Annotated in this window: 14 protein-coding genes; 8 read left to right on the top strand and 6 right to left on the bottom strand. The window is 39.9% G+C overall.

Annotation, left to right across the window (positions count from 1 at the left end):
- Position 1: 1 nt before the first annotated feature.
- The gene (gltB, locus tag AC5WOC_RS16060; RefSeq protein ID WP_496056429.1) at positions 2–4,501 is read right to left on the bottom strand and encodes a glutamate synthase large subunit; all 4,500 of its coding nucleotides are present in this window, start codon (positions 4,499–4,501) and stop codon (positions 2–4) included.
- 165 nt (positions 4,502–4,666) lie between these two features.
- Between gltB and gltC the strand changes: the two genes are divergently transcribed.
- The 6 genes from gltC (at position 4,667) to AC5WOC_RS16090 (ending at position 12,729) form a co-directional block, all read left to right on the top strand.
- A complete protein-coding gene (gene gltC, locus AC5WOC_RS16065) occupies positions 4,667–5,572 on the top strand; it encodes a glutamate biosynthesis transcriptional regulator GltC (protein WP_496056430.1) in 906 nt (301 codons plus the stop codon).
- Positions 5,573–5,605: 33 nt separating this feature from the next.
- Positions 5,606–8,359 (top strand): phosphoenolpyruvate carboxylase, encoded by a 2,754-nt coding sequence (gene ppc / locus AC5WOC_RS16070; RefSeq protein ID WP_496056431.1) that lies wholly within the window; start codon positions 5,606–5,608, stop codon positions 8,357–8,359.
- A 68-nt stretch (positions 8,360–8,427) separates the two neighbouring features.
- On the top strand, positions 8,428–8,865 hold the full coding sequence (locus AC5WOC_RS16075; protein ID WP_496056432.1) for an SRPBCC family protein: 438 nt from the start codon (positions 8,428–8,430) through the stop codon (positions 8,863–8,865).
- Positions 8,866–9,060: 195 nt separating this feature from the next.
- The gene (locus AC5WOC_RS16080; RefSeq protein WP_496056433.1) at positions 9,061–10,077 is read left to right on the top strand and encodes an NADH:flavin oxidoreductase/NADH oxidase; all 1,017 of its coding nucleotides are present in this window, start codon (positions 9,061–9,063) and stop codon (positions 10,075–10,077) included.
- 204 nt (positions 10,078–10,281) lie between these two features.
- Positions 10,282–12,111, top strand: a complete 1,830-nt coding sequence (locus tag AC5WOC_RS16085) for an APC family permease (protein ID WP_496056434.1) — start codon at positions 10,282–10,284, stop codon at positions 12,109–12,111.
- Between the two features lie 153 nt (positions 12,112–12,264).
- A complete protein-coding gene (locus AC5WOC_RS16090; RefSeq protein ID WP_496056435.1) occupies positions 12,265–12,729 on the top strand; it encodes a hypothetical protein in 465 nt (154 codons plus the stop codon).
- A 175-nt stretch (positions 12,730–12,904) separates the two neighbouring features.
- On the opposite strand, the gene AC5WOC_RS16095 is transcribed toward AC5WOC_RS16090, so the two are convergent.
- From AC5WOC_RS16095 to AC5WOC_RS16110, 4 genes are all read right to left on the bottom strand, one after another.
- Positions 12,905–13,330: a hypothetical protein gene (locus AC5WOC_RS16095; protein WP_496056436.1), complete on the bottom strand. Its 426-nt coding sequence runs from the start codon at positions 13,328–13,330 to the stop codon at positions 12,905–12,907.
- 169 nt (positions 13,331–13,499) lie between these two features.
- A complete protein-coding gene (locus tag AC5WOC_RS16100; protein WP_496056437.1) occupies positions 13,500–14,558 on the bottom strand; it encodes an RNA-guided endonuclease TnpB family protein in 1,059 nt (352 codons plus the stop codon).
- A gap of 350 nt (positions 14,559–14,908) precedes the next feature.
- Positions 14,909–15,793, bottom strand: coding sequence for a formyltetrahydrofolate deformylase (gene purU, locus AC5WOC_RS16105; protein WP_496056438.1), 885 nt, complete (start codon positions 15,791–15,793; stop codon positions 14,909–14,911).
- A 353-nt stretch (positions 15,794–16,146) separates the two neighbouring features.
- Positions 16,147–17,007, bottom strand: coding sequence for a fructosamine kinase family protein (locus AC5WOC_RS16110; protein ID WP_496056439.1), 861 nt, complete (start codon positions 17,005–17,007; stop codon positions 16,147–16,149).
- An 81-nt stretch (positions 17,008–17,088) separates the two neighbouring features.
- Here AC5WOC_RS16110 and AC5WOC_RS16115 point away from each other — a divergent pair, with 81 nt between their 5' ends.
- Positions 17,089–18,117 carry an SPFH domain-containing protein gene (locus AC5WOC_RS16115; RefSeq protein WP_496056440.1) on the top strand — a complete coding sequence of 343 codons (1,029 nt, stop codon included), beginning with the start codon at positions 17,089–17,091 and terminating at the stop codon, positions 18,115–18,117.
- Positions 18,114–19,079, top strand: a complete 966-nt coding sequence (locus AC5WOC_RS16120; RefSeq protein ID WP_496056441.1) for a diacylglycerol kinase catalytic domain-containing protein — start codon at positions 18,114–18,116, stop codon at positions 19,077–19,079. The genes AC5WOC_RS16115 and AC5WOC_RS16120 overlap by 4 nt, the downstream gene beginning before the upstream one ends.
- Before the next feature lie 363 nt (positions 19,080–19,442).
- On the opposite strand, the gene AC5WOC_RS16125 is transcribed toward AC5WOC_RS16120, so the two are convergent.
- The gene (locus tag AC5WOC_RS16125) at positions 19,443–20,306 is read right to left on the bottom strand and encodes an SDR family oxidoreductase (protein ID WP_496056442.1); all 864 of its coding nucleotides are present in this window, start codon (positions 20,304–20,306) and stop codon (positions 19,443–19,445) included.
- Between the last annotated feature and the right edge of the window lie 56 nt (positions 20,307–20,362).

Consider the following 20,362-nt stretch of genomic DNA (forward strand, 5'->3'; position numbering starts at 1 on the left):
TTTATAGAAACGAAGTAGCTTGGACGATGGAAGTTTCCTCCTCCGTTTTTTCTAAAATTTGTTTATATTCCCTTGGAATTACGCGAATGAAATGATGTTTACTCCAACCCCAGTCATCCAATAGTTGTTTTGCATGTTCACTGCCTGTGTACTGAACATGTTTTTGAATCATCTGCTTCACTTGTAACAGTTCTTTCTCTGAAAAAGCAGTTTCTAGTAAAACCATGTCTTGATTGCAGTTTTGTGTAAACTGCTCTGCTTTATCCGCATAAACATATGCAATCCCACCAGACATTCCGGCAGCAAAATTTTTCCCTACCTCTCCGAGGATAACTACTCTTCCACCAGTCATATATTCGCAGCCATGATCTCCAACACCCTCTACTACCGCGTGAGCACCACTATTTCGAACCGCAAATCTTTCTCCTGCAATCCCACTGATATATGCTTCTCCTGAAGTCGCTCCATAAAATGCCGCATTTCCGATAATTACATTTTGTTCTGATGAAAATGTAGATTTGCGTGAAGGGTATACGATAATTTTCCCTCCAGAAAGACCTTTTCCCGTGTAATCATTTGCGTCTCCTTCTAAGGAGAGCGTCATGCCATTTGGAATAAAGGAACCAAAACTGACACCCGCTGATCCATGAAAACGAAAACGAATCGTATGATCAGGCAATCCTTTGCGGCCATATTTGCGAGTTACTTCACTCCCCACAATTGTCCCGACTACGCGATCTGTACTCACTATTGGTGTTACAGCACGTACAACTTGTCCTGCTTGTAATGCATTTGTTATTAATGGCAAAAGCGTTTTTACGTCTAACGTCGTTTCTAAGGAATGATCTACTTCTTTTTCTTGATAATTTCCTACCTCTGCATCCGTAGCAGGACGATATAACAAAGCAGAAAGATCCAAGTATTTTGCTTTCCAGTGATCCTGTTTGTGCGCAGCAGCAGCTAAAATATCTGTTCTTCCAACCATCTCTTGCATGGTACGGAAACCAAGAGATGCCATGATTTCTCTGACTTCTTGCGCAATGAAGCGCATAAAATGCACGACGTGATCTGGATCTCCGCCAAATCGTTTGCGCAGTGCTGGATTTTGGGTGGCAATGCCGACAGGACATGTATCCAAATGACAAGCCCGCATCATGATACAACCAAGTACTACAAGAGGCGCAGTCGAAAAACCAAATTCTTCTGCACCTAGAAGTGCAGCCATCACCACATCACGACCTGTCATCAATTTTCCGTCCGTTTCCAAAATAACCCGATCACGCAAACGGTTTAAAAGCAGAGTTTGATGTGTTTCCGCTAGTCCCAATTCCCACGGTAGACCAGCATGCTTCATACTCGTTTTTGGTGATGCACCTGTTCCTCCATCGTGTCCGCTAATAACAATAACATCAGCAGATGCTTTGGCAACTCCAGCAGCAATCGTTCCCACACCAGCTTTTGCCACTAGTTTCACACTGATTCGAGCTTCTCGATTTGCATTTTTCAAATCATAAATCAGCTCACCTAAATCTTCGATCGAATAGATATCATGATGCGGCGGCGGAGAAATCAGCCCCACTCCCGGGGTGGAATTCCTCACTTTGGCAATCCAAGGATATACTTTTGATCCAGGCAACTGCCCGCCTTCACCCGGTTTTGCTCCTTGTGCCATCTTGATTTGAATCTCTTTCGCATGAACCAAATAATCACTGGAGACACCAAATCTACCAGATGCTACTTGTTTAATCGCACTGGAACGAGAATCTCCATTTTTATCAGGAGTGTGCCGAGAAGGATTTTCTCCGCCTTCTCCACTGTTGCTTTTCCCTCCCAATCGATTCATGGCAATCGCTAATGCTTCATGTGCCTCTTCACTCAAGGCCCCAAAGGACATGGCACCTGTTTTGAATCGCTGTACGATCGATTCCACTGATTCAACTTCTTCTAATGGAACAGAAGGAAGAGTAGAATTGAATTCGAGCAAATGCCGTAAAAAGATCAACTGCTCTTTATTCGCCATCTCCGTATATTTTTTAAATAATGCATAGTCATTTTTGCGGCATGCTTGCTGCAAAGTATGGATTGTTTTCGGATCAAAAGCATGTGCTTCGCCTGTACGTCGCCATTGAAAATCGCTTCCTGCGTCCAACTCTCTTGCTGAAGTAACCAGAGATTCGAAAGCTGCCTTATGACGCAAAAGTGTTTCTTTGGCTATGATTTCTAAGTTCACTCCACTGAGTTGTGATGGAGTTCGGGTAAAATACCGCTCCAACACTTCTTCATCGATACCTATCGCTTCAAAAATTTGTGCCCCTCGATAACTTTGTATAGTCGATATTCCCATTTTGGACATGATCTTTATGATGCCTTCTGTGGCAGCTGTTATATAACGACTCGTAGCTTGTTGTAAATCAAAGTTTTCTAGAGTGCCATCCTGAATTGCCTTATCCAAAATAGCGAAGACAAGATAAGGATTAACTGCATCAACGCCATAACTGATCAACATTGATAATTGATGGACATCTCTGGGCTCTGCTGATTCAAGTATCAAGCTTACTTTGGTTCGCGTTCCCCTGCGCACCAAATGATGATGCAAACCTGCCACGGCTAATAAAGCTGGTATGGCTGCTTGTTCTCGATTCATTTCCCGATCAGATAAGATAAGTAATGTCTTGCCAGCAGCAATTGCCTTATCCGCATCCGCAAATAATCGATCTAACGACTTCTCTAGATCAGCCTCTCTCACATCGAGCAAAATAGGAAGTGTTTCCGTTTGAAAAGCGGAGAAAGATTGATTGCGAAGCTGTGTTAAGTGTATATCCGATAATATCGGTGTTTCCAAACGAATACGCTGGCAGTCTCTCGAATGAGGCTCCATCAGATTTCCTTCTGCTCCTAAGAGAGAAGTTGCAGATGTAACAGATGCTTCTCGAATCGCATCAATCGGAGGATTGGTCACTTGAGCAAACGACTGTTTAAAATAGTTATACAGTAATTGCGGTTTATCGGATAATACTGCCAGCGGTGTATCGCTGCCCATAGAACCGATAGGGTCTTTTCCCTCTGTTACCATAGGAATAAGGCTTTTGTGCAGTTCTTCCCATGTATAAGCATGCGCTTTTTGCATCACAAATAATGCGTCGTCTTTAACTTCTGGCAGAACTTGTCTAGCAGGAATCTGACCCAAGTTCATCATATTTTGATTCAACCAGTTTCGATAAGGATGCTCGCTGGCAACACGATCTTTCAACTCTTTATTTCCGATAATTCTTCCTTCTTGTAAATCAAGTAAAAGCGTTTGTCCTGCTTGTAATCGTTTTTTATAGATGATATTTTCCTCTGGTATATCCAAAACACCCACTTCCGAGGAAAACAAAAGGAAATCGTCTTTCGTCAGGCAATATCGACCTGGACGTAAACCATTGCGGTCCAAGATTGCTCCGATCTGTAGTCCATCAGTAAAAGCAATCGCTGTTGGTCCATCCCAAGGTTCCATCAGACTGCTGTGGTACTCATAGAAAGCACGCACAGGATCAACGATTTCTTCATTCTTTTCCCAAGCTTCTGGAATCATCATCATGGCGGCATGCGCAATCGATCTGCCTGATAATACAAGAAATTCAAAACAGTTGTCTAAAATCGCTGAATCCGTGCCATCTAAGTCGAGGATTGGCAATAATTTTTCTAAATCATCACCAAAAAGTTTTGATGCAAATGTTTTTTCACGTGCAATCATCCAGTTGATATTCCCGCGAAGCGTATTGATCTCTCCGTTGTGCAATAGATAACGATACGGATGGGAACGCTTCCAGCTGGGAAATGTGTTGGTGCTGTAGCGATTGTGAACCATAGAGAACGCCGAAGCAAATAAAGGAGTTTGCAAATCTAAAAAATAAGTTCCTAATTGAAAGGCAGTCAGCAAACCTTTGTAAACAATTGTCCTGCTCGATAAACTAACAATATAGACATCTTCTGGAAGCTTTTTTTCAAAAAGCTTACGAATAACATAAAGTTTTCGCTCAAAAGTCAACTGATCTATATCTGGCGCTCGACCAATTACGATTTGTCGAATGACTGGTGCTGTTTCTTTTGCGATTGCTGTAAGACTTGTATCATCAACAGGAACGGTACGCCAGCCGATAACATACTGACCTTCTTGCGCAATTAGTTTTTCCAGATATGTCTCCCATTTCTGTCTTTCATCATCTGCCTGTGGTAAAAAAATCATCCCTACTGCATAATAATTTGGCGCTAGCAAATGATCGGGAAATTGGTGTTGAAAAAAATGATGTGGAATTTGCATCAAAATTCCTGCACCATCTCCAGTTCCATTGTTTTCACCACCACGATGATGTAATTTTTGCAATATTTCAATCCCTTGCTGCACAATTTTATGAGAAGCTTGACCTTTGATATGAGCAATAAATCCTACTCCGCATGCATCATGCTCCAAAGAGGGATCATAAAGACCTTGTTTTTGGGGATAGTTAGATAAAACCACCAGTCTTCTCTCCTTTTTTGGTAAGATCACTTACGTATATCAAATTAGAATTATTTTCTTTAAATTTTATATTTATCTTATATTTCCAAACTGATACGAACAATATATATTTAAGATAGAATTAATCTCGAAACGAGATGGATTTGATTAGAAAGAGGTTTTACTATGGAACTAAGACAAATTCAATACTTCATCGAGGTTGCAGAACGGGAACATATGACTGAAGCCGCACTGTCCTTGCATGTCGCACAATCAGCAGTAAGCAAGCAAATATCGAATTTAGAGGCAGAATTAGGAGTTCAGTTATTCATCCGCGAAGGAAGAAATATAAGAATTACACCTATTGGTAAAATATTTTTATACCATGCAAAAGCAGCAGTACGAGCAATTGCGAATGCAAAACAAGAAATGGACGAATTTCTCGACCCTGAGCGAGGTACGATTCGGGTGGGATTTCCGAGTAGTTTAGCAGCCCATACACTACCAACGGTTATTTCCGCATTTCGAAATCAATATCCACATATCGGGTTTCAACTTCGCCAAGGGAGTTATCTGCACTTGATAGAGGAAGTAAATCGAGGAGAGATTGATTTAGCTCTGTTAGGTCCGATTCCAACGAATCAAAAGCAAATAGAAGGAAAAATTTTATTTTTAGAACAAATTGTCGCCTTGGTTCCTTTGAATCATCCTCTATCATCATCAAACTCTATTCATCTCAATGCTTTACGTAACGATTCATTTGTCCTGTTTCCAACAGGTTATATACTAAGAGATATTGTCGTTCAAGCTTGTACCCAAATCGGTTTCTCTCCGAACATTTCCTTTGAAGGAGAAGACATTGATGCAATCAAGGGACTCGTAGCGACCGGTCTAGGAGTAACCCTTTTACCAGAGGTTACGTTGATTGATAACATCCCAAGAGGAACAGCGAAAATCTCGATTAGTGAACCAAACTTAACAAGAAATGTAGGAATTATTATTCCAAAGAATCGGCAGCTTCCTCCATCGGAACAATTGTTTTACGAGTTTGTAACGCAGTTTTTCTCTTTGCTCAATGATTTTAACAGCTAGTGACATTGTTTTCAGAGAAAGGGGTTTATCGTTATGCAAGAAAATCAAAATCCACTTATCCGTAGAGATGTGCGATTACTCGGTAATATATTGGGAAACGTTCTTACTTTACATGGCGGTGATACATTATTACAACATGTGGAACAAATACGTGAATGGTCCAAACAACTGAGGAATGAGTTTCAACCTGAATTACTAATGCGATGCAAACAAGAAATTGATATGCTTGACCCATCTATCCGATATGATGTCATTCGGGCATTTTCTATCTACTTTCAATTGGTCAATATTGCAGAACAAAACCATCGTATGCGCAGAAACCGCTATCATCGCAGATCAAAAGAGGGGGAAATTCAACGTTTCTCTATCGAGAGTACAATTGAAAAATGGTACCGTTCTGGTGTTTCAGCAATAGAAGTGGAACAAATATTATCTTTCTTATCATTAGAGCTGATCATCACTGCCCATCCAACAGAAGCCGCAAGAAGAAGTGTATTGAATATTCACAAACGTATTGCAGAGGAATTAGTAAAACTCGATCGAGTAATTTCCGATAGTGAAGAGGAACAAGAACTTCACCAAACGTTATTTTCAGAGATCAGTACCCTTTGGCAAACGGACCCCCTGAGAAAAAGAAAACCTACTGTTCTGGATGAAGTAAGCAATGGACTTTATTATATGGATCAAACATTGTTTGATGTGTTACCACAAGTACATCAAGAACTAAAGCAATGTTTGAATCGTTATTATCCAGATCATATATGGGATGTCCCATCTTTTCTAAAGTTTGGATCATGGATTGGCGGGGACCGGGATGGTAATCCTTCGGTTACTCCTGACATCACATGGAAAACCTTGGAATTGCAAAGAGATTTAGTTATCCGCAAATACGAAAGAAAAATAGAAGAATTACTTCCATATCTAAGTCACTCTTCTGAACGTGTAACAATCTTACCTAAGTTATTGGATTCATTAGAAAAAGATAAAGAAGAAGTCAACGCAGAGGATCTCGTACAAGGGTTTTGGCGAAACAAAGAAGAACCCTATCGCATAAAATGCACCTTTATTTTGGCAAGATTAAAACATACACGTTTACAAAAACAAACCGCTGGTTATTATCATAATCCAAATGAATTTTTACAAGACTTAAAACTAATTCAAAAGAGTTTACAATCACACAAAGGAAATGGCAGAGCAAGCGATAAAATAGATCGATTGATTCATCAAATTGAGATTTTTGGTTTTCACCTGATTTCACTAGATTTACGACAGCATAGCGGAGAACATGAAAAAGCGATTGATGAGATTTTATCCTCTTTAAATATCACAAAAAAATACAGCGACCTATCCGAAGCGAAAAAAATAGAACTGCTGACCGATTTATTAGCAGATCCACGTCCATTAACATCACATTTTATGGATTATTCTCCAGACACCAGACAGATGCTTGAATTATTCCAACTTGTTACAAAAGCAAAAGAAGAGTTTGGAGAAAAATGTATCGTTAATTACTTAATCAGTATGACACAAGGGACAAGTGATCTGTTAGAAGTAGTTCTGTTTGCAAAAGAAGTAGGTCTTTACCGGCATGATCATGATACAAGACTTCATGTTGTTCCATTACTAGAAACAATTGATGACTTGCATCGTGCAGAAGAAATTATGGAGCTATACTTTCAAAATCCCACGTTTCAACCCGCTATCATCAATGGCAGAGCGTATCAAGAAATTACATTGGGTTATTCTGACAGCAATAAGGATGGCGGGATGATCAGTGCTAACTGGGAACTATATCGTGCTCAGCTTCGACTATGGAAACTCGCCCAAAAGTATAATTTAGACGTAAAATTTTTCCACGGCCGCGGAGGTGCCCTCGGAAGAGGCGGCGGACCACTCCATCAAAGCATTATGGCAAATCCCCCTCATACTGTATTAGGCGGGGTGAAAATAACAGAGCAAGGAGAAGTCTTGTCTTCTCGATATGCAATGAAACCAATTGCACTTCGAAGCCTAGAGCAAGCAACCTCCACTTACTTGCAATCGGTTGCTACTGCTTTAAACAAAGTACAGGTAGAAATCGATCCAGTATGGATGAAAACGATGGAGAAAATCTCCAATTATTCACTTGCCGAATATCAGCAATTGGTATTCGATAATGAACACTTCATTCCTTTTTTTCAAGAAGCTACACCATTGCCGGAAATTGGTGAATTGAAAATCGGTTCCCGACCAACCAAACGAAAAAACAGCCAGAAGTTTTCCGATTTACGAGCAATACCTTGGGTATTTTCTTGGACACAAACAAGATATCTTTTTCCAGCATGGTATGCTGCTGGCACAGGTATCTCCAAATATATCGAAGAAAATAAATTTGGATTAACTATCCTCCAAGAGATGTACCATAAATGGCCCTTTTTCACGACTTTGGTCGACAATTTGCAGATGGCTCTGTCCAAAGCAGATATGGTCATCGCAAAACAATATGTTTCGCTTGTTACAGATACAAATCAAGCAGAACAAATCCATAGACAAATCGAAAAAGAATTTGATCTTACCAAGCAACAAATTTTATTAATCACCGATCAATCGGAACTGCTTGAAAACAATGCTGTTATCCAAGAATCGATCATTCTGCGTAATCCATACGTCGACCCATTGAGTTTCATTCAAGTACATTTACTACAGGAGCGAAGACATCATGCAGCTTCTAAAGATGATCTATATCTTTTGGAACAAGTACTTCACACAATCAATGGAATTGCTGCAGGATTACGAAATACTGGTTGATAAATGTTGCTCCCACCGCTATAGTCGGTGGGAGTTTTGTTTTTACAATTATTATAATAGGTACGATTATGAAAAAATCGAAGGTGATCTTTGTGCCAATTATTCATTTAACAACTATGATCGATGCACCAATTCAAACTTGTTTTGACCTATCTCGAAACATTGATTTACATATGCAGTCAACAGCTCAGACACAGGAAAAAGCAATTGCAGGTGTAACAAAGGGACTTATTGGATTAAATCAAATTGTTACATGGGAAGCAGTACACTTTGGTGTCAAATTTCAATTGACTTCAAAAATTACGGAGTACCATGCGCCTTATTTTTTTGTGGATGAAATGGTAAAAGGGCCTTTTAAGCACTTTAGACATGAACACCACTTTAAAGAATACAATAGCGGAACAAAAATGATTGATTCCTTTGATTTCACTTCTCCCTTTGGGATGATTGGCAAGTTCGCCGATCAACTATTTTTTATTAAGATATATGAAAAACTTCCTAGCTAGAAGAAACAAATTCATCAAACAAATCGCAGAGACGCCAACTTTTTCTTAATAAAATTACCACGAAGATATGTATAGCAATAATTTGTTGTCAACCCTAAAAAACGCAAAATACACTCCTTTTTACTATACTTACTTTTTTATAGTGAATATGCTAAAGTAAGATTGTAAATCGTACATACAAAGGAGCGATTTGAAATGCATTTAGCAAGACCCTTTCAACTAAAAAATTTACAGCTTCCAAATAGAATTGTGATGCCACCGATGTGCCAGTATTCTGTCACAGCCAAAGATGGGAAACCCAATGATTGGCATTTTGTTCACTATGTTTCACGTGCCATTGGAGGTACTGGTCTCATTATTATGGAAATGACAGATATTGAGCCAGATGGTCGGATCAGTGATTATGATCTCGGCCTTTGGTCAGATGATCAAATCCCAGCATTCCGCAGAATCATTGATGAAGTTCATAGATACAATACCAAAATAGGTGTTCAAATTGCACATGCAGGCCGCAAAGCGGAAGATGCCATCACACCAGTTTCATCTACAGATGTTCCAGCAAATAAACATTACAAAAAACCACGCGCATTAACTACAGCAGAAGTAAAAGAAAAAGTAAAACAGTTTCAAGACGCAGCAATTCGTGCAATCAAAGCAGGTGTAGATACAATCGAAATTCACGGAGCACATGGATATTTAATTCATCAATTTCACTCTCCAGGAATTAACAAAAGAGAGGACGAATACGGTAAAGATTTGGCTTTATTTGGCGTCGAAGTAATTCAAGCCATAAAAGAAGTAATGCCCAAAGATATGCCATTATTAATGCGAATATCTGCTGTGGAATATATGGATGATGGATATGATTTGGATTATAGCATCCAACTGTGCAGGCGTTACCAAGAAGCAGGCGTGGATATGTTTCACATAAGCAGCGGCGGTGAAGGGCCATCAGGTAAGAAAAGGCCTGGAAATCATCCTGGTTACCAAATTCCTTATGCAAGAACTATCAAACATGCCTTACAAGTACCTGTTATTGCTGTTGGCATTTTAGACGATCCAACTTTAGCAGAAGCGACACTCGCCAATGAAGATGCTGATCTCGTCGCCATTGGCCGTGCGATGTTACGTGATCCATACTGGGCTGTTCATGCACTGGCAGGAGAGGAACAAAAAAATTATATACCAAAGCAATATACCAGAGCTTTTTAAAAAATATCATAAATTTTTACCGAACCCTTTTCCCTTTCGAAAAGGGTTTTTTGCTGACCGTAAGTCAAAAAAGGACCAAAACATAACCAATATTCTTAAATATAATTTATTTGTAAAAGGTATCGTACAGGACACGATATAAGTATAAAATAGCTATTATGTTTAGTGTTATATACAGCCCTGAAAATATGATGGAGGAATATGATGTTTAAGAAATTTAAACGTATCTTAATTGGTAAACCAATGAAATCCAATGAAGTTAAAGGTCAAAAGCTAAATAATTATAAAGCTTTGGCTATCCTGTCATCGGATGCTCTATCCTCAATCGCATATGGACCAGAGCAAATTTTGATAGTATTGGCTACCATCAGCGTTGTTGCATTTTGGTATTCTCTGCCAATTGCTGTTGGCGTGCTTGTGTTACTCGCAGCATTAATCTTATCTTATCGTCAAATCATCTTCGCTTACCCCAATGGGGGCGGAGCATATATGGTAGCAAAAGAAAATTTAGGCACGAAATTTGGTTTATTTGCTGGAGGATCATTATTAATCGATTATGTATTAACAGTTGCTGTGAGTGTTTCCGCAGGAACGGATGCGATTTCCTCTGCCTTCCCTGCATTACACCCGTATAATGTATGGATGGCAGTAATATTGGTAGCTTTTATTACTTTAGTAAATTTAAGAGGTTTAACAGAGTCAGCATCTATTTTGGCATATCCTGTGTATGCATTTGTAATTGCCTTAATAATTGTGACCGTTACAGGCTTGTATCAAGTGGTTACAGGTCATGTTTCATCATCCATTCATCCACAGGTCGGAACACCTGTCATGGGAATTGGATTATTTCTTATTTTAAAAGCATTTTCTTCGGGATGTTCCGCATTAACAGGAGTCGAAGCAATATCCAATGCCGTACCAAATTTTAAAGATCCTTCCCCAAAAAATGCTGCATTAACATTAACTGTGATGGGGATTATTTTAGGAGTTTTATTTTCAGGGATTGTATTTCTTGCTTATTGGTATGGAATTGCTCCAGCAGAAAAAGAAACTGTACTTTCCCAATTAAGTGCTGCAATATTTGGCCGTAATATTCTTTATTACTTTGTTCAAGCAACAACAGCACTTATTTTAGTTTTAGCAGCAAATACAGGTTTTGCGGCATTTCCTTTGCTGGCATTCAATCTGGCAAAAGATAAATATATGCCACGAGCATTTACTGTACGTGGTGACCGTTTAGGATATTCGAATGGAATTATTACACTTGGAATGGCCTCCATCATACTAATCATTATCTTTAAAGGAAATACAGAAAATTTGATCCCACTCTATGCCGTAGGTGTATTTATCCCGTTTTCTCTTTCACAAACTGGAATGATTTTCAAATGGGTTCGAACCAAACCAAAAGGATGGATATCCAAACTAATTATCAACTTAATTGGTGCACTTATTTGTTATTTAATTTTAATCATCTTTTTTGTTACGAAGTTTGGCCAGGTCTGGATGAGTCTTATATTTATTCCGATTGCTGTCTTTATCTTCCATAAAATTCATCAGCACTACATAGCAGTTGGATGTCAATTACGAACAGATATATCACAAAAACTTTCAGAGGTAAAAGTCACGGAAAATGTAGTTGTGGTACCAATTGCTGGCATTACAAAAGTGGTGAGAAAATCCATTTTGTATGCAAAATCTCTCTCTGACAATGTCATAGCTGTTTATGTGGGTTCTGACGAAGAGGCGACAAAAAAGCTGCAAAATGCTTGGGAGGACTGGGAAACAGGTGTCCAGCTGGTAACTTTACACTCGCCATATCGAAGTGTATTGACACCGTTAAGCCAATTTATTGATGAAATCACCACTAAATCAGATTCCGAGGAATCTCAAATAACCGTCATCATGCCTCAATTTCTGGCGAAAAAGTGGTGGCAAAGTATTCTTCACAACCAATCTGGCTTTCTCATTATGGCAAACATATTGCGTAGAAAGAATGTGATTGTAACTATTGTTCCATTCCAATTAAAAGAGTAAATACTATTAAAACAACAACCCTCCTAAAGCTCATCAGGAGTGTTGTTGTTTTTTTCTCTCTCCATCTTCTTTGTTCATGACTTTGCGCATTGTAAGATCACGTCTGACGAAATATAATACAAATAATCACACACATCTCTGGCTGGAGGCACCATGAACGGACTCGCGATGTTGATCGGTCTGTCGACCGCTTCGTTCAAAACTTCTGCATACGCCCACGAGCACCGCGACAATGTTGAGTATGGAGAGGTTGCCACACACGACTTGCTTACTCCAAGCTACAACGAGAACCTCTTTTCCTTCGATCTCAATCTGACGCACGGTCATGTTAAGCTCACGATCATCGAGGCGATCCGCGCCACTGTTTCTCGCAAAACGGGAACCATCCGTCTGCAGGGAAGCGAAGCGCGGCGCGTAGAATACGGGGAACTGCTCGTTCGCGGCGCAGCTCGTGTCGAAGTGGACTGGCGGAACCGCAAGGTTGCCGTTCACGAAGGCGGTGTGTACGAGTACACCAACCAGCATCAGCCCATCACTGTCCCGCCGAAGAAGGTTGTTCACTTCGAGCTGGACTCGCGCGGAATGGTTACGAAGGTGTCCTCCACCACCAAGAAGTAACTCATGTGAGCCTCGCCGGGGATGAATCTACCTACTCCATAGGTAGACACCCCCAGTCATTGTACTGGGGGCCCGCAAATAATCGCAATACCATATAGATGCTTGCCAATTATCGTTAATTCATAGTTATCTACATCCATTTGTAGAAGGTTGCTTTAATATATTATAAGAAATATTAAACAGGTAAATCTTTGCGCTTAAACAAAAATGCTGCTCCTATCAAAAGGATAACAGTAGCACATACCAAGCCAATGGATAAAGGGATAACATGAACCGTTCCATCCGAAATTTTTGCTGGATCAAATGCATGAAAAATCGTGAAATTGCGCAGCCAATCGAGATCTTCGCTCACTCTGCCTACATCAAGAATTAGAAATACAATCGTTATCCCAGCAGAAACCGATACTGCTCTCTTTTCATCATTGAATAGACAAGAAAAAAAGAAACTATAAGCAGAAATAACAGCAAAAGTAAGTAAGCCCACCAAATTGATTTTAAGAAATATATCCATATCAAGCATTGGTTTCTCAATCAGCCAAGCATCACTGATCCATCCTCCCAGAACGATACAGACACCAATAAAAAGTAAACCAGTAAACAAAAATAACAGCTGTTTGACACTCCCACGGCTAAAGCCGTGGGATTCTTGGGTAGTTCACGCACGCAGTCCATTTCTGTTTTGTGCAACTTCCAAGTTCAGGGGTGTGCCATCACCCCATCCCATGCAGTTATGATGTACCTCCATGGGCGGCGTACCTGTTACCAGTACGCTAGGCTGCTAAACCGGATATCGCTTTAGCGATATTGATCGCGCCATTAAGATCTGCATGACTACGATAGCCACATTCCTTACAACAAAAATGAAGTCCCTTGCGATTTGCTTTATAGCGATGACCATTTTTGCATGTTTGGCTGGTATATTCCGGATTTACCAATTCAAAACGAATTCCAGCCATCTCGGATTTGTAGCGAATGTATTCTCGTAGTTGATAAAAGGACCATGAATGAAGATTGCGACCTTGATCCGTGCGTTTCGATTTTGCTGTATTGCGAATGCCGCTCAAATCTTCCATCCGTATCACGCCAACACCGTTGGCAATGGCACGGTCGACGATTCGACGACTGATCCAATGATTTTGTTCTCGCATCCAGCGTGATTCTTTGTTTTTCGATCGCTTGATTGCGTTTCGTTTCTTCGCTTTTCCACACTTGCGTCTTCTTGCTGTATGTCGTCTACGTTTATATGCAACCGAAGAACCTTTGAAAAACAGCGAATAGGTTCCCACACTTGCGACAGCAAGATAGCGCAGCCCTATGTCGATTCCCATGACACCTTTATTCGGTGAGGCTTCCTCTTCCCATGTGATCGCAATAGCGAGAAACCATTTCTTTTTCTTGCAATATAGCTTCGCCGCTCCTTGTTTTACCGTTCCATCGATCAGTTTGTCCAGCCATTTTCGTTGAAAGGCTTGCACCACTACGGGTACACCGATTCGTTTTTCCAGCGTCGGGAAAGAGACTGTGTCGTATTTGTTTCCCTTTTCTACCTTCATGTTTTGATTGTTAAAAACACACCATATTTTACGAAACCTTTTTGCTTTCTGATTTTTCTTTTGCGACTTTACTTCCCGGATCGTTTGATTCACGATCGCAGATGGGAATTTTTCCTGCGAAAACTCGCGGAAAATTTTACTTGTTGCTGTGTTTCCCTCTGGGTGCTGCAGCAGCCAATTTGCAAAATCCGTATTCCGTTCTGTCATTTGCTTGTACATCTGCTGTTTTGCTTCCGTTGGTTTATGTAGCTCTAATCGCAGTGTGATCGTTGGCATGTGTTCCCCCCTTTTCTTTTGTGCTTCTACCTAGTGATGGAATGTCTCCCTCGATACACTTCCTATGGTATAAGTTTATTCAAACGACAGCAATGAATACAGCAAAAAAGAGTTGCTCTAAGCGTTTCCTTTCTAAGGAATACCGATCAACGCTGTCTTTCTTCCCACGATTGAAACCGTGGGCTTTCAGACAGCAGAATTCTGTAAAAACGAGCACTTTTCCTATAGGAGAGGTGACCTCTCCTGACACCATTTCTGTGAAATAGTAATTGGCGAAGTCTTCATCTGCAAATTCAAACACAGTTTTCCGTGATCTTCGGCATGAGTAGCTCCTTTCTGTTTTTCGCTAATCAACCCGGAAAAACAATCGTCTTATTTCCATGTACCAAAACTTGATCATTGACATGCCATTTGACGGCTCTTGCTAATACAATCCGCTCGACTTCACTTCCAATTCGAATCAAGTCTTCTGGACGGTGGCGATGACTCACACGATGCACATCCTGTTCAATAATCGGTCCTTCATCCAAATCTTCCGTCACATAATGCGCTGTTGCCCCAATTAATTTTACCCCTCGATCAAATGCACGTTCATAAGGGTTTGCCCCTACAAATGCTGGCAAAAAAGAGTGGTGAATATTTATAATTTGGTTGGGAAAGATATTGATCATACTTTTGGGGATAATCTGCATATACCGAGCGAGAATAACACTATCGATATCAGCTTGCTGCAAATATTTCATTTGCTCGATCGCTGCTTCTTCGCGTATATGTTTGTTCACAGGGATATGGATATAAGGCAAATCATATGGTTCGACTAGGGCTTTGCAATCCAGATGGTTGCTCATCACTAACTTTATATCTGCATCTAATTCTCCCATGCGCCAGCGCCACAATAACTCTTGCAGACAATGATCATATTTAGAAACAAACAAAGCAAGTTTCTTTTTTTGTGAGGCGAGAGTAATTTTCCACTCCATTGCAAACATTTCAGCAACTGCTTTAAAGCTCTCACGCAATGTGTGCTGCTTTTCTTCCAAACCATTTAACTGAAATGCGATTCGCATAAAAAAGATGCCGCCTGCTTGCTCTGTCGCATGTTGATCAGAATGAATTATATTTGCACTATGCTTATGTAAAAATTGCGAAACAGAGGAAATAATCCCCACTTGATCTGGGCAGGAAATCAAGAGTCTACCAATATCTTTTTTTATTTCCATTTTGTTTTCTTGCATGATCGAAACACCTCTCCATTGATTGATAAAAAAATTTTCTTTAAAATAATAGTATTGCAACCTCTTCTATAACAAGGAATAACTATGAGTTCAAAGTTGCTCCGAGTCCGAAAGGGCGCTCAGAAAACTGCACTGGGAGCAGGAACAGTTTTCTTGCTCGTTCTGCTGGTGCTCTTCCTCATTGTCCAATATGACAAGGACCAGGAAAAGAAGGCGCTGCGAAAGCTCCGAAAGGAGCGAAGAAGGAACAGCGACATAAGCTGAAAACACGTCAGCAGTAGTACCAACTACTGTCTAAACTGTATTCTTCGGAAAGCCCACAGGATTACTCTTCCTGTGGGCGCAACTTTTTTTTATACATAGTGATCCAATATTTCATCTACTTGCTGTCCATATGTCTCCCCATAATAATTGAGATGGACAAGTAAAAAGTATAGCTGATAAATCGCTTTTCGGTCTTGGTATTGTCTGGATATTGGCTTAATCTCCTGATAAGCATCATAAAATCGAGCAGAAAAACCTCCAAACAGCTCCGTCATTGCTAAATCTACTTCATGATCTCCATAACTAACTGCGGGATCGATAAAAACAGGCTTACCTGAAGAATCAATAAAAACATTGCCACTCCACAAATCTCCGTGAAGCAGTGAAGCTACTGGAGTAGCTGGTATAAAATCTTCCAAACGCTCGCTCAGCCGACAGAGCTTTTGTCCTCTTTCTCTATTCAGATAACCTTTTTCTTTTGCTATTAATTCTTGTACTTTCAATCGATTATCACGAAAAAAAGATACCCAGTTATCCGACCATGTATTTCGCTGTGGATAGACTGCTAGATAATTATCTTCAATAAAACCATAACTTCTATGCAAACATGCATGTAATTGTGCTAGTTTTCTTCCTAAAGCCTCTTCCGCTTGTAAATTCATGGAACCTCTCGGTATCCATTCCAACCATAAACTCGCTTCCTTGGTATCATTGGAATAATGATAATGATACACTTTTGGCACGCAAACAAAGCAAGAAAGTGCTGATAGACCCATAGCTTCTTGGACAAAGAAGTTTTCTGGCATGTTTGTATGCGTTTTCACCAAATAACAATTTTTTTCTGTTTCCAGATACATCACCTGGTTGATACTTCCTCCAGAAATCGCTTTCACTCGATGGATTTGAGTTTTATCTCCCATGGCAACTAATGCCTCATGCAAATGACTCAATAAAATTTTCCCCCTTCACACCACTTTTGTGAATATTGTATATGTTACAATATCTTGTATACAACAAAAGGAGTGAACATCATGTTTGGCTTTCGTTATCTCAAGACAAACCCAACGCAATATGTTCTTCATTATCAAAAAGGAAAATTAAAACAAAGTGGAAAAGGCTTATCCTTCTTCTATTTTAAACGTTCTTCATCCATTTCCGTAGTCCCTATTTCCAGTAAAGATACTTCTTTTATCTTCAATGAAATTACTGCTGATTTTCAAACCATAACCGTTCAAGGTCAAATCACCTATCGAGTAACTGATCCGGAAATGGTAGCAGAGCTGTTGGATTATACGATTAAAGAACGTTCCAATCAATACATATCCGATGATCCAGAAAAATTAGAACAACGAATTATTAACTTACTGCAAGTACATACTCGTACCGAAATTCAAAAACGTTCCTTACGTGATGCAGTGCAGATATCTGATGAAATAAGTTCCGCTGTTCGTAAATTGTTACTTGATTCAGGAGATCTAGAGAAACTAGGAGTAGAAGTCCAGACATTAGCCATTGCAGCAATCAAACCTACTCCCGAGATGGCAAGAGCATTGGAAGCAGAAGCAAGAGAACAACTGCTTAAATCAGCAGATGATGCCATCTATGAAAGACGAAACGCAGCAGTTGAACAAGAGCGGAGAATCAAGGAAAATGAACTGCAAACAGAAATAAAACTAGAAGAAAAACAACGGCAAATACGTGAAACCAAAGTGGAAGCGAACTTAGCGATCGAAATGAAAGAACAGAAGATCAGAGAAGCAAAACTAAAGGGGTCAGTAAAATTGGAAGAAGAACGCAAATTACTTGTTGCGATCAAAGCGGAAAATTCCAAGGCGGAAGCAGATACTCAAGCTTATGCGTTAGAAGCTTCGCTTCGTCCTTTAGCCAATCTCGATCCATCTCTCGTTCAAACCCTTGCCATTCAATCGGGGGAACCACGTCTAATGATAAGTATGGCCATTAAAGAACTTGCCAGAAACGCTTCCAAAATTGGACAATTAAACATCTCTCCTGATTTACTAGAATCTTTGATGGATGAGACACAGAAGAAAAAACGATGAATTACGAAAAAATTGTACTGGTTACCAGAGAAACTCGCCTAGAAGGTTTAATTAAGCGTTTTAATACGCGAAATCAAGCAAAATATTATGTCAATCAGAGCTTGCAGCAAGCTAAACATTCTCCTTCGCGAGATAGAGGAAAAGATTTCTATGTCTATGAACAAGAACATTCAACTTATCATCAAGCAGTAGAAACAATCAAAGAACAATTGCGGGAAAAATACAAACTGCAAATAATCGACCGAGCATTTCTGCCTAATTATATTTTTTCTCCACAAGATGTGGTCGTTACTATCGGAATCGATGGATTAGTTGTCAATACCGCAAAATATTTATCTGGTCAACCACTTGTTGCGATTAATCCAGACCCAAAACATATCGACGGTATTCTTCTTCCTTTCCAAGTACAGAACGCCATTCAAGCGATAGAAAGCGTTTTCGAAGGAAGAGAAAAATACAAGCACATTACAATGGCACAAGCTACTTTAAATGACGGGCAAACCCTGCGAGCTTTTAACGATTTATTTATCGGTGCAGCAACACACATATCTGCCCGCTACCAACTTGGCTACCAAAATACAAACGAAACACATTCTTCCAGTGGAATCATTGTCTCTACTGGAGCAGGTGCAACTGGTTGGATAAGCAGCGTAATTAATATGGCAAATGGCGTCTATCATACTTACCAGCCAAAAACAAAACAAATCGAGTCTCCAAAAATCAATTGGGAAGATGAAAAATTACTTTTTGCTGTGCGAGAACCATTCGCAAGTAAAACCACTTCTGCCCAATTGGTGACTGGAATCATCACAAAAAGTAATCCACTCATTATCGAATCACAGATGGAACAAAATGGAGTCATCTTTAGCGATGGAGTAGAGAATGATTTCCTTGCATTTAATGCAGGAATGATTGCAACCATCACACTTGCACAGCAAAGAACAAATTTGGTTATTCCTTAGTGTAAGCTTTGTAGACCATACCTATTTGAAATCGTGTAGTGAATGAAAACACAACTTTTTGAAAAAGAGAAATTCCAACCATTTTATATAAATCAAGTATGTTTATATTAAGGCAATTGCCCTTTCCGCTCTTAAGAACAAAGGAAGGCAGTTGTCTTTTTAGGTTGGTTAAATCGAAATTAAACTCCAGTATTAAAAATGCAATAAAAAATCCATCGTAGTGAATACGATGGTCTCAAACTAAAAAATTTCACATATCAAACCAAATAGTTTTGGCATATAAAGCTACATATGACAAAAGCCACATATATAGTGGAGGATGACTTCATCTTCTAGAAGATCAGTCATGGACATTACCTCGTTTTAAGAAATGGATTGAACAAGTTGGTCAAGAGCTGTTTGAATTGGGGTTAGCTGCCGGCCGAGCAGTTTCCCAAAGTCTGTGCTTTTGATCTCCAATGTTCCTTCTCGAATCCCTTGTTGGATTCCGACAAGAATTGGAATAGCGAAGTCCGGCACTCCAGCATTTTTCATGATATTGGCATAAGTGGTATCGTCGACTTGCTGAACAGGCACTTCCTTACCTAGAGCTATACCTAGTGCTGATGCCAATTCTTCTTGAGTGAGCAATTTACCAGACAACTCGTAGATCTTGTTCTCATGTCCACTTTCTGTAAGTACGGCTGCAGCTGCATCCGCATACTCTTGCTGGAGAGCCCAACCTACCTTGCCGGAACCAGCAGATGTCACCCAAGGTGCTCCCGCCAGTACCCCTTGAATACTTGAAATTTCATTTTCTAAATACCAGTTGTTTCGCAGAAAAGCGTAAGGAATTCCTGTTTTTAGAATCTCCCTTTCCGCAGCTTGGTGCGGGGAAGCCAAGAGATTTTTGCTTTCGCTTGCATTCGCAATGCTTGTGTAGGCAATGAAATCGATCTTCGCACGCGCTGCGGCTTTTACAGCATTCGTATGCTGACGAATTCGATTATCGTTATCCCCATCCGCGGAAATGATCAGAATTCGGTTGATCCCTGCAAAAGCAGTCTCTAATGTTTCTGGACGATCAAAGTCACCTTGTCGAACCTCTATACCTTTCAAACGAAGTCCTTCTGCTTTCTCCGGATTACGGACACTGACAGCTAGTTGGTTTGCAGGTACAGTTTTCAATAAGGTATCCACTACTTTCGATCCAAATTTCCCGGTTGCACCTGTCACTAAAATTTTCATCGTTTTTCCTCCATGTATTTGTTAAATTATGTTGTAACAGTTAACATTACAACGAA

It is taken from the genome of Shimazuella sp. NTD247, from assembly GCF_059510415.1.

Bases quoted from the DNA above. Each gene is read 5' to 3' on its own strand.
- AC5WOC_RS16080 (WP_496056433.1), top strand. From the start codon at position 9,061: ATGCATTTAGCAAGACCCTTTCAACTAAAAAATTTACAGCTTCCAAAT.
- AC5WOC_RS16120 (WP_496056441.1), top strand. From the start codon at position 18,114: ATGAATTACGAAAAAATTGTACTGGTTACCAGAGAAACTCGCCTAGAA.
- gltC (WP_496056430.1), top strand. From the start codon at position 4,667: ATGGAACTAAGACAAATTCAATACTTCATCGAGGTTGCAGAACGGGAA.
- ppc (WP_496056431.1), top strand. From the start codon at position 5,606: ATGCAAGAAAATCAAAATCCACTTATCCGTAGAGATGTGCGATTACTC.
- AC5WOC_RS16090 (WP_496056435.1), top strand. From the start codon at position 12,265: ATGAACGGACTCGCGATGTTGATCGGTCTGTCGACCGCTTCGTTCAAA.
- purU (WP_496056438.1), bottom strand. From the start codon at position 15,793: ATGCAAGAAAACAAAATGGAAATAAAAAAAGATATTGGTAGACTCTTG.
- AC5WOC_RS16125 (WP_496056442.1), bottom strand. From the start codon at position 20,306: ATGAAAATTTTAGTGACAGGTGCAACCGGGAAATTTGGATCGAAAGTA.
- AC5WOC_RS16115 (WP_496056440.1), top strand. From the start codon at position 17,089: ATGTTTGGCTTTCGTTATCTCAAGACAAACCCAACGCAATATGTTCTT.
- AC5WOC_RS16075 (WP_496056432.1), top strand. From the start codon at position 8,428: ATGAAAAAATCGAAGGTGATCTTTGTGCCAATTATTCATTTAACAACT.
- AC5WOC_RS16085 (WP_496056434.1), top strand. From the start codon at position 10,282: ATGTTTAAGAAATTTAAACGTATCTTAATTGGTAAACCAATGAAATCC.
- AC5WOC_RS16100 (WP_496056437.1), bottom strand. From the start codon at position 14,558: ATGCCAACGATCACACTGCGATTAGAGCTACATAAACCAACGGAAGCA.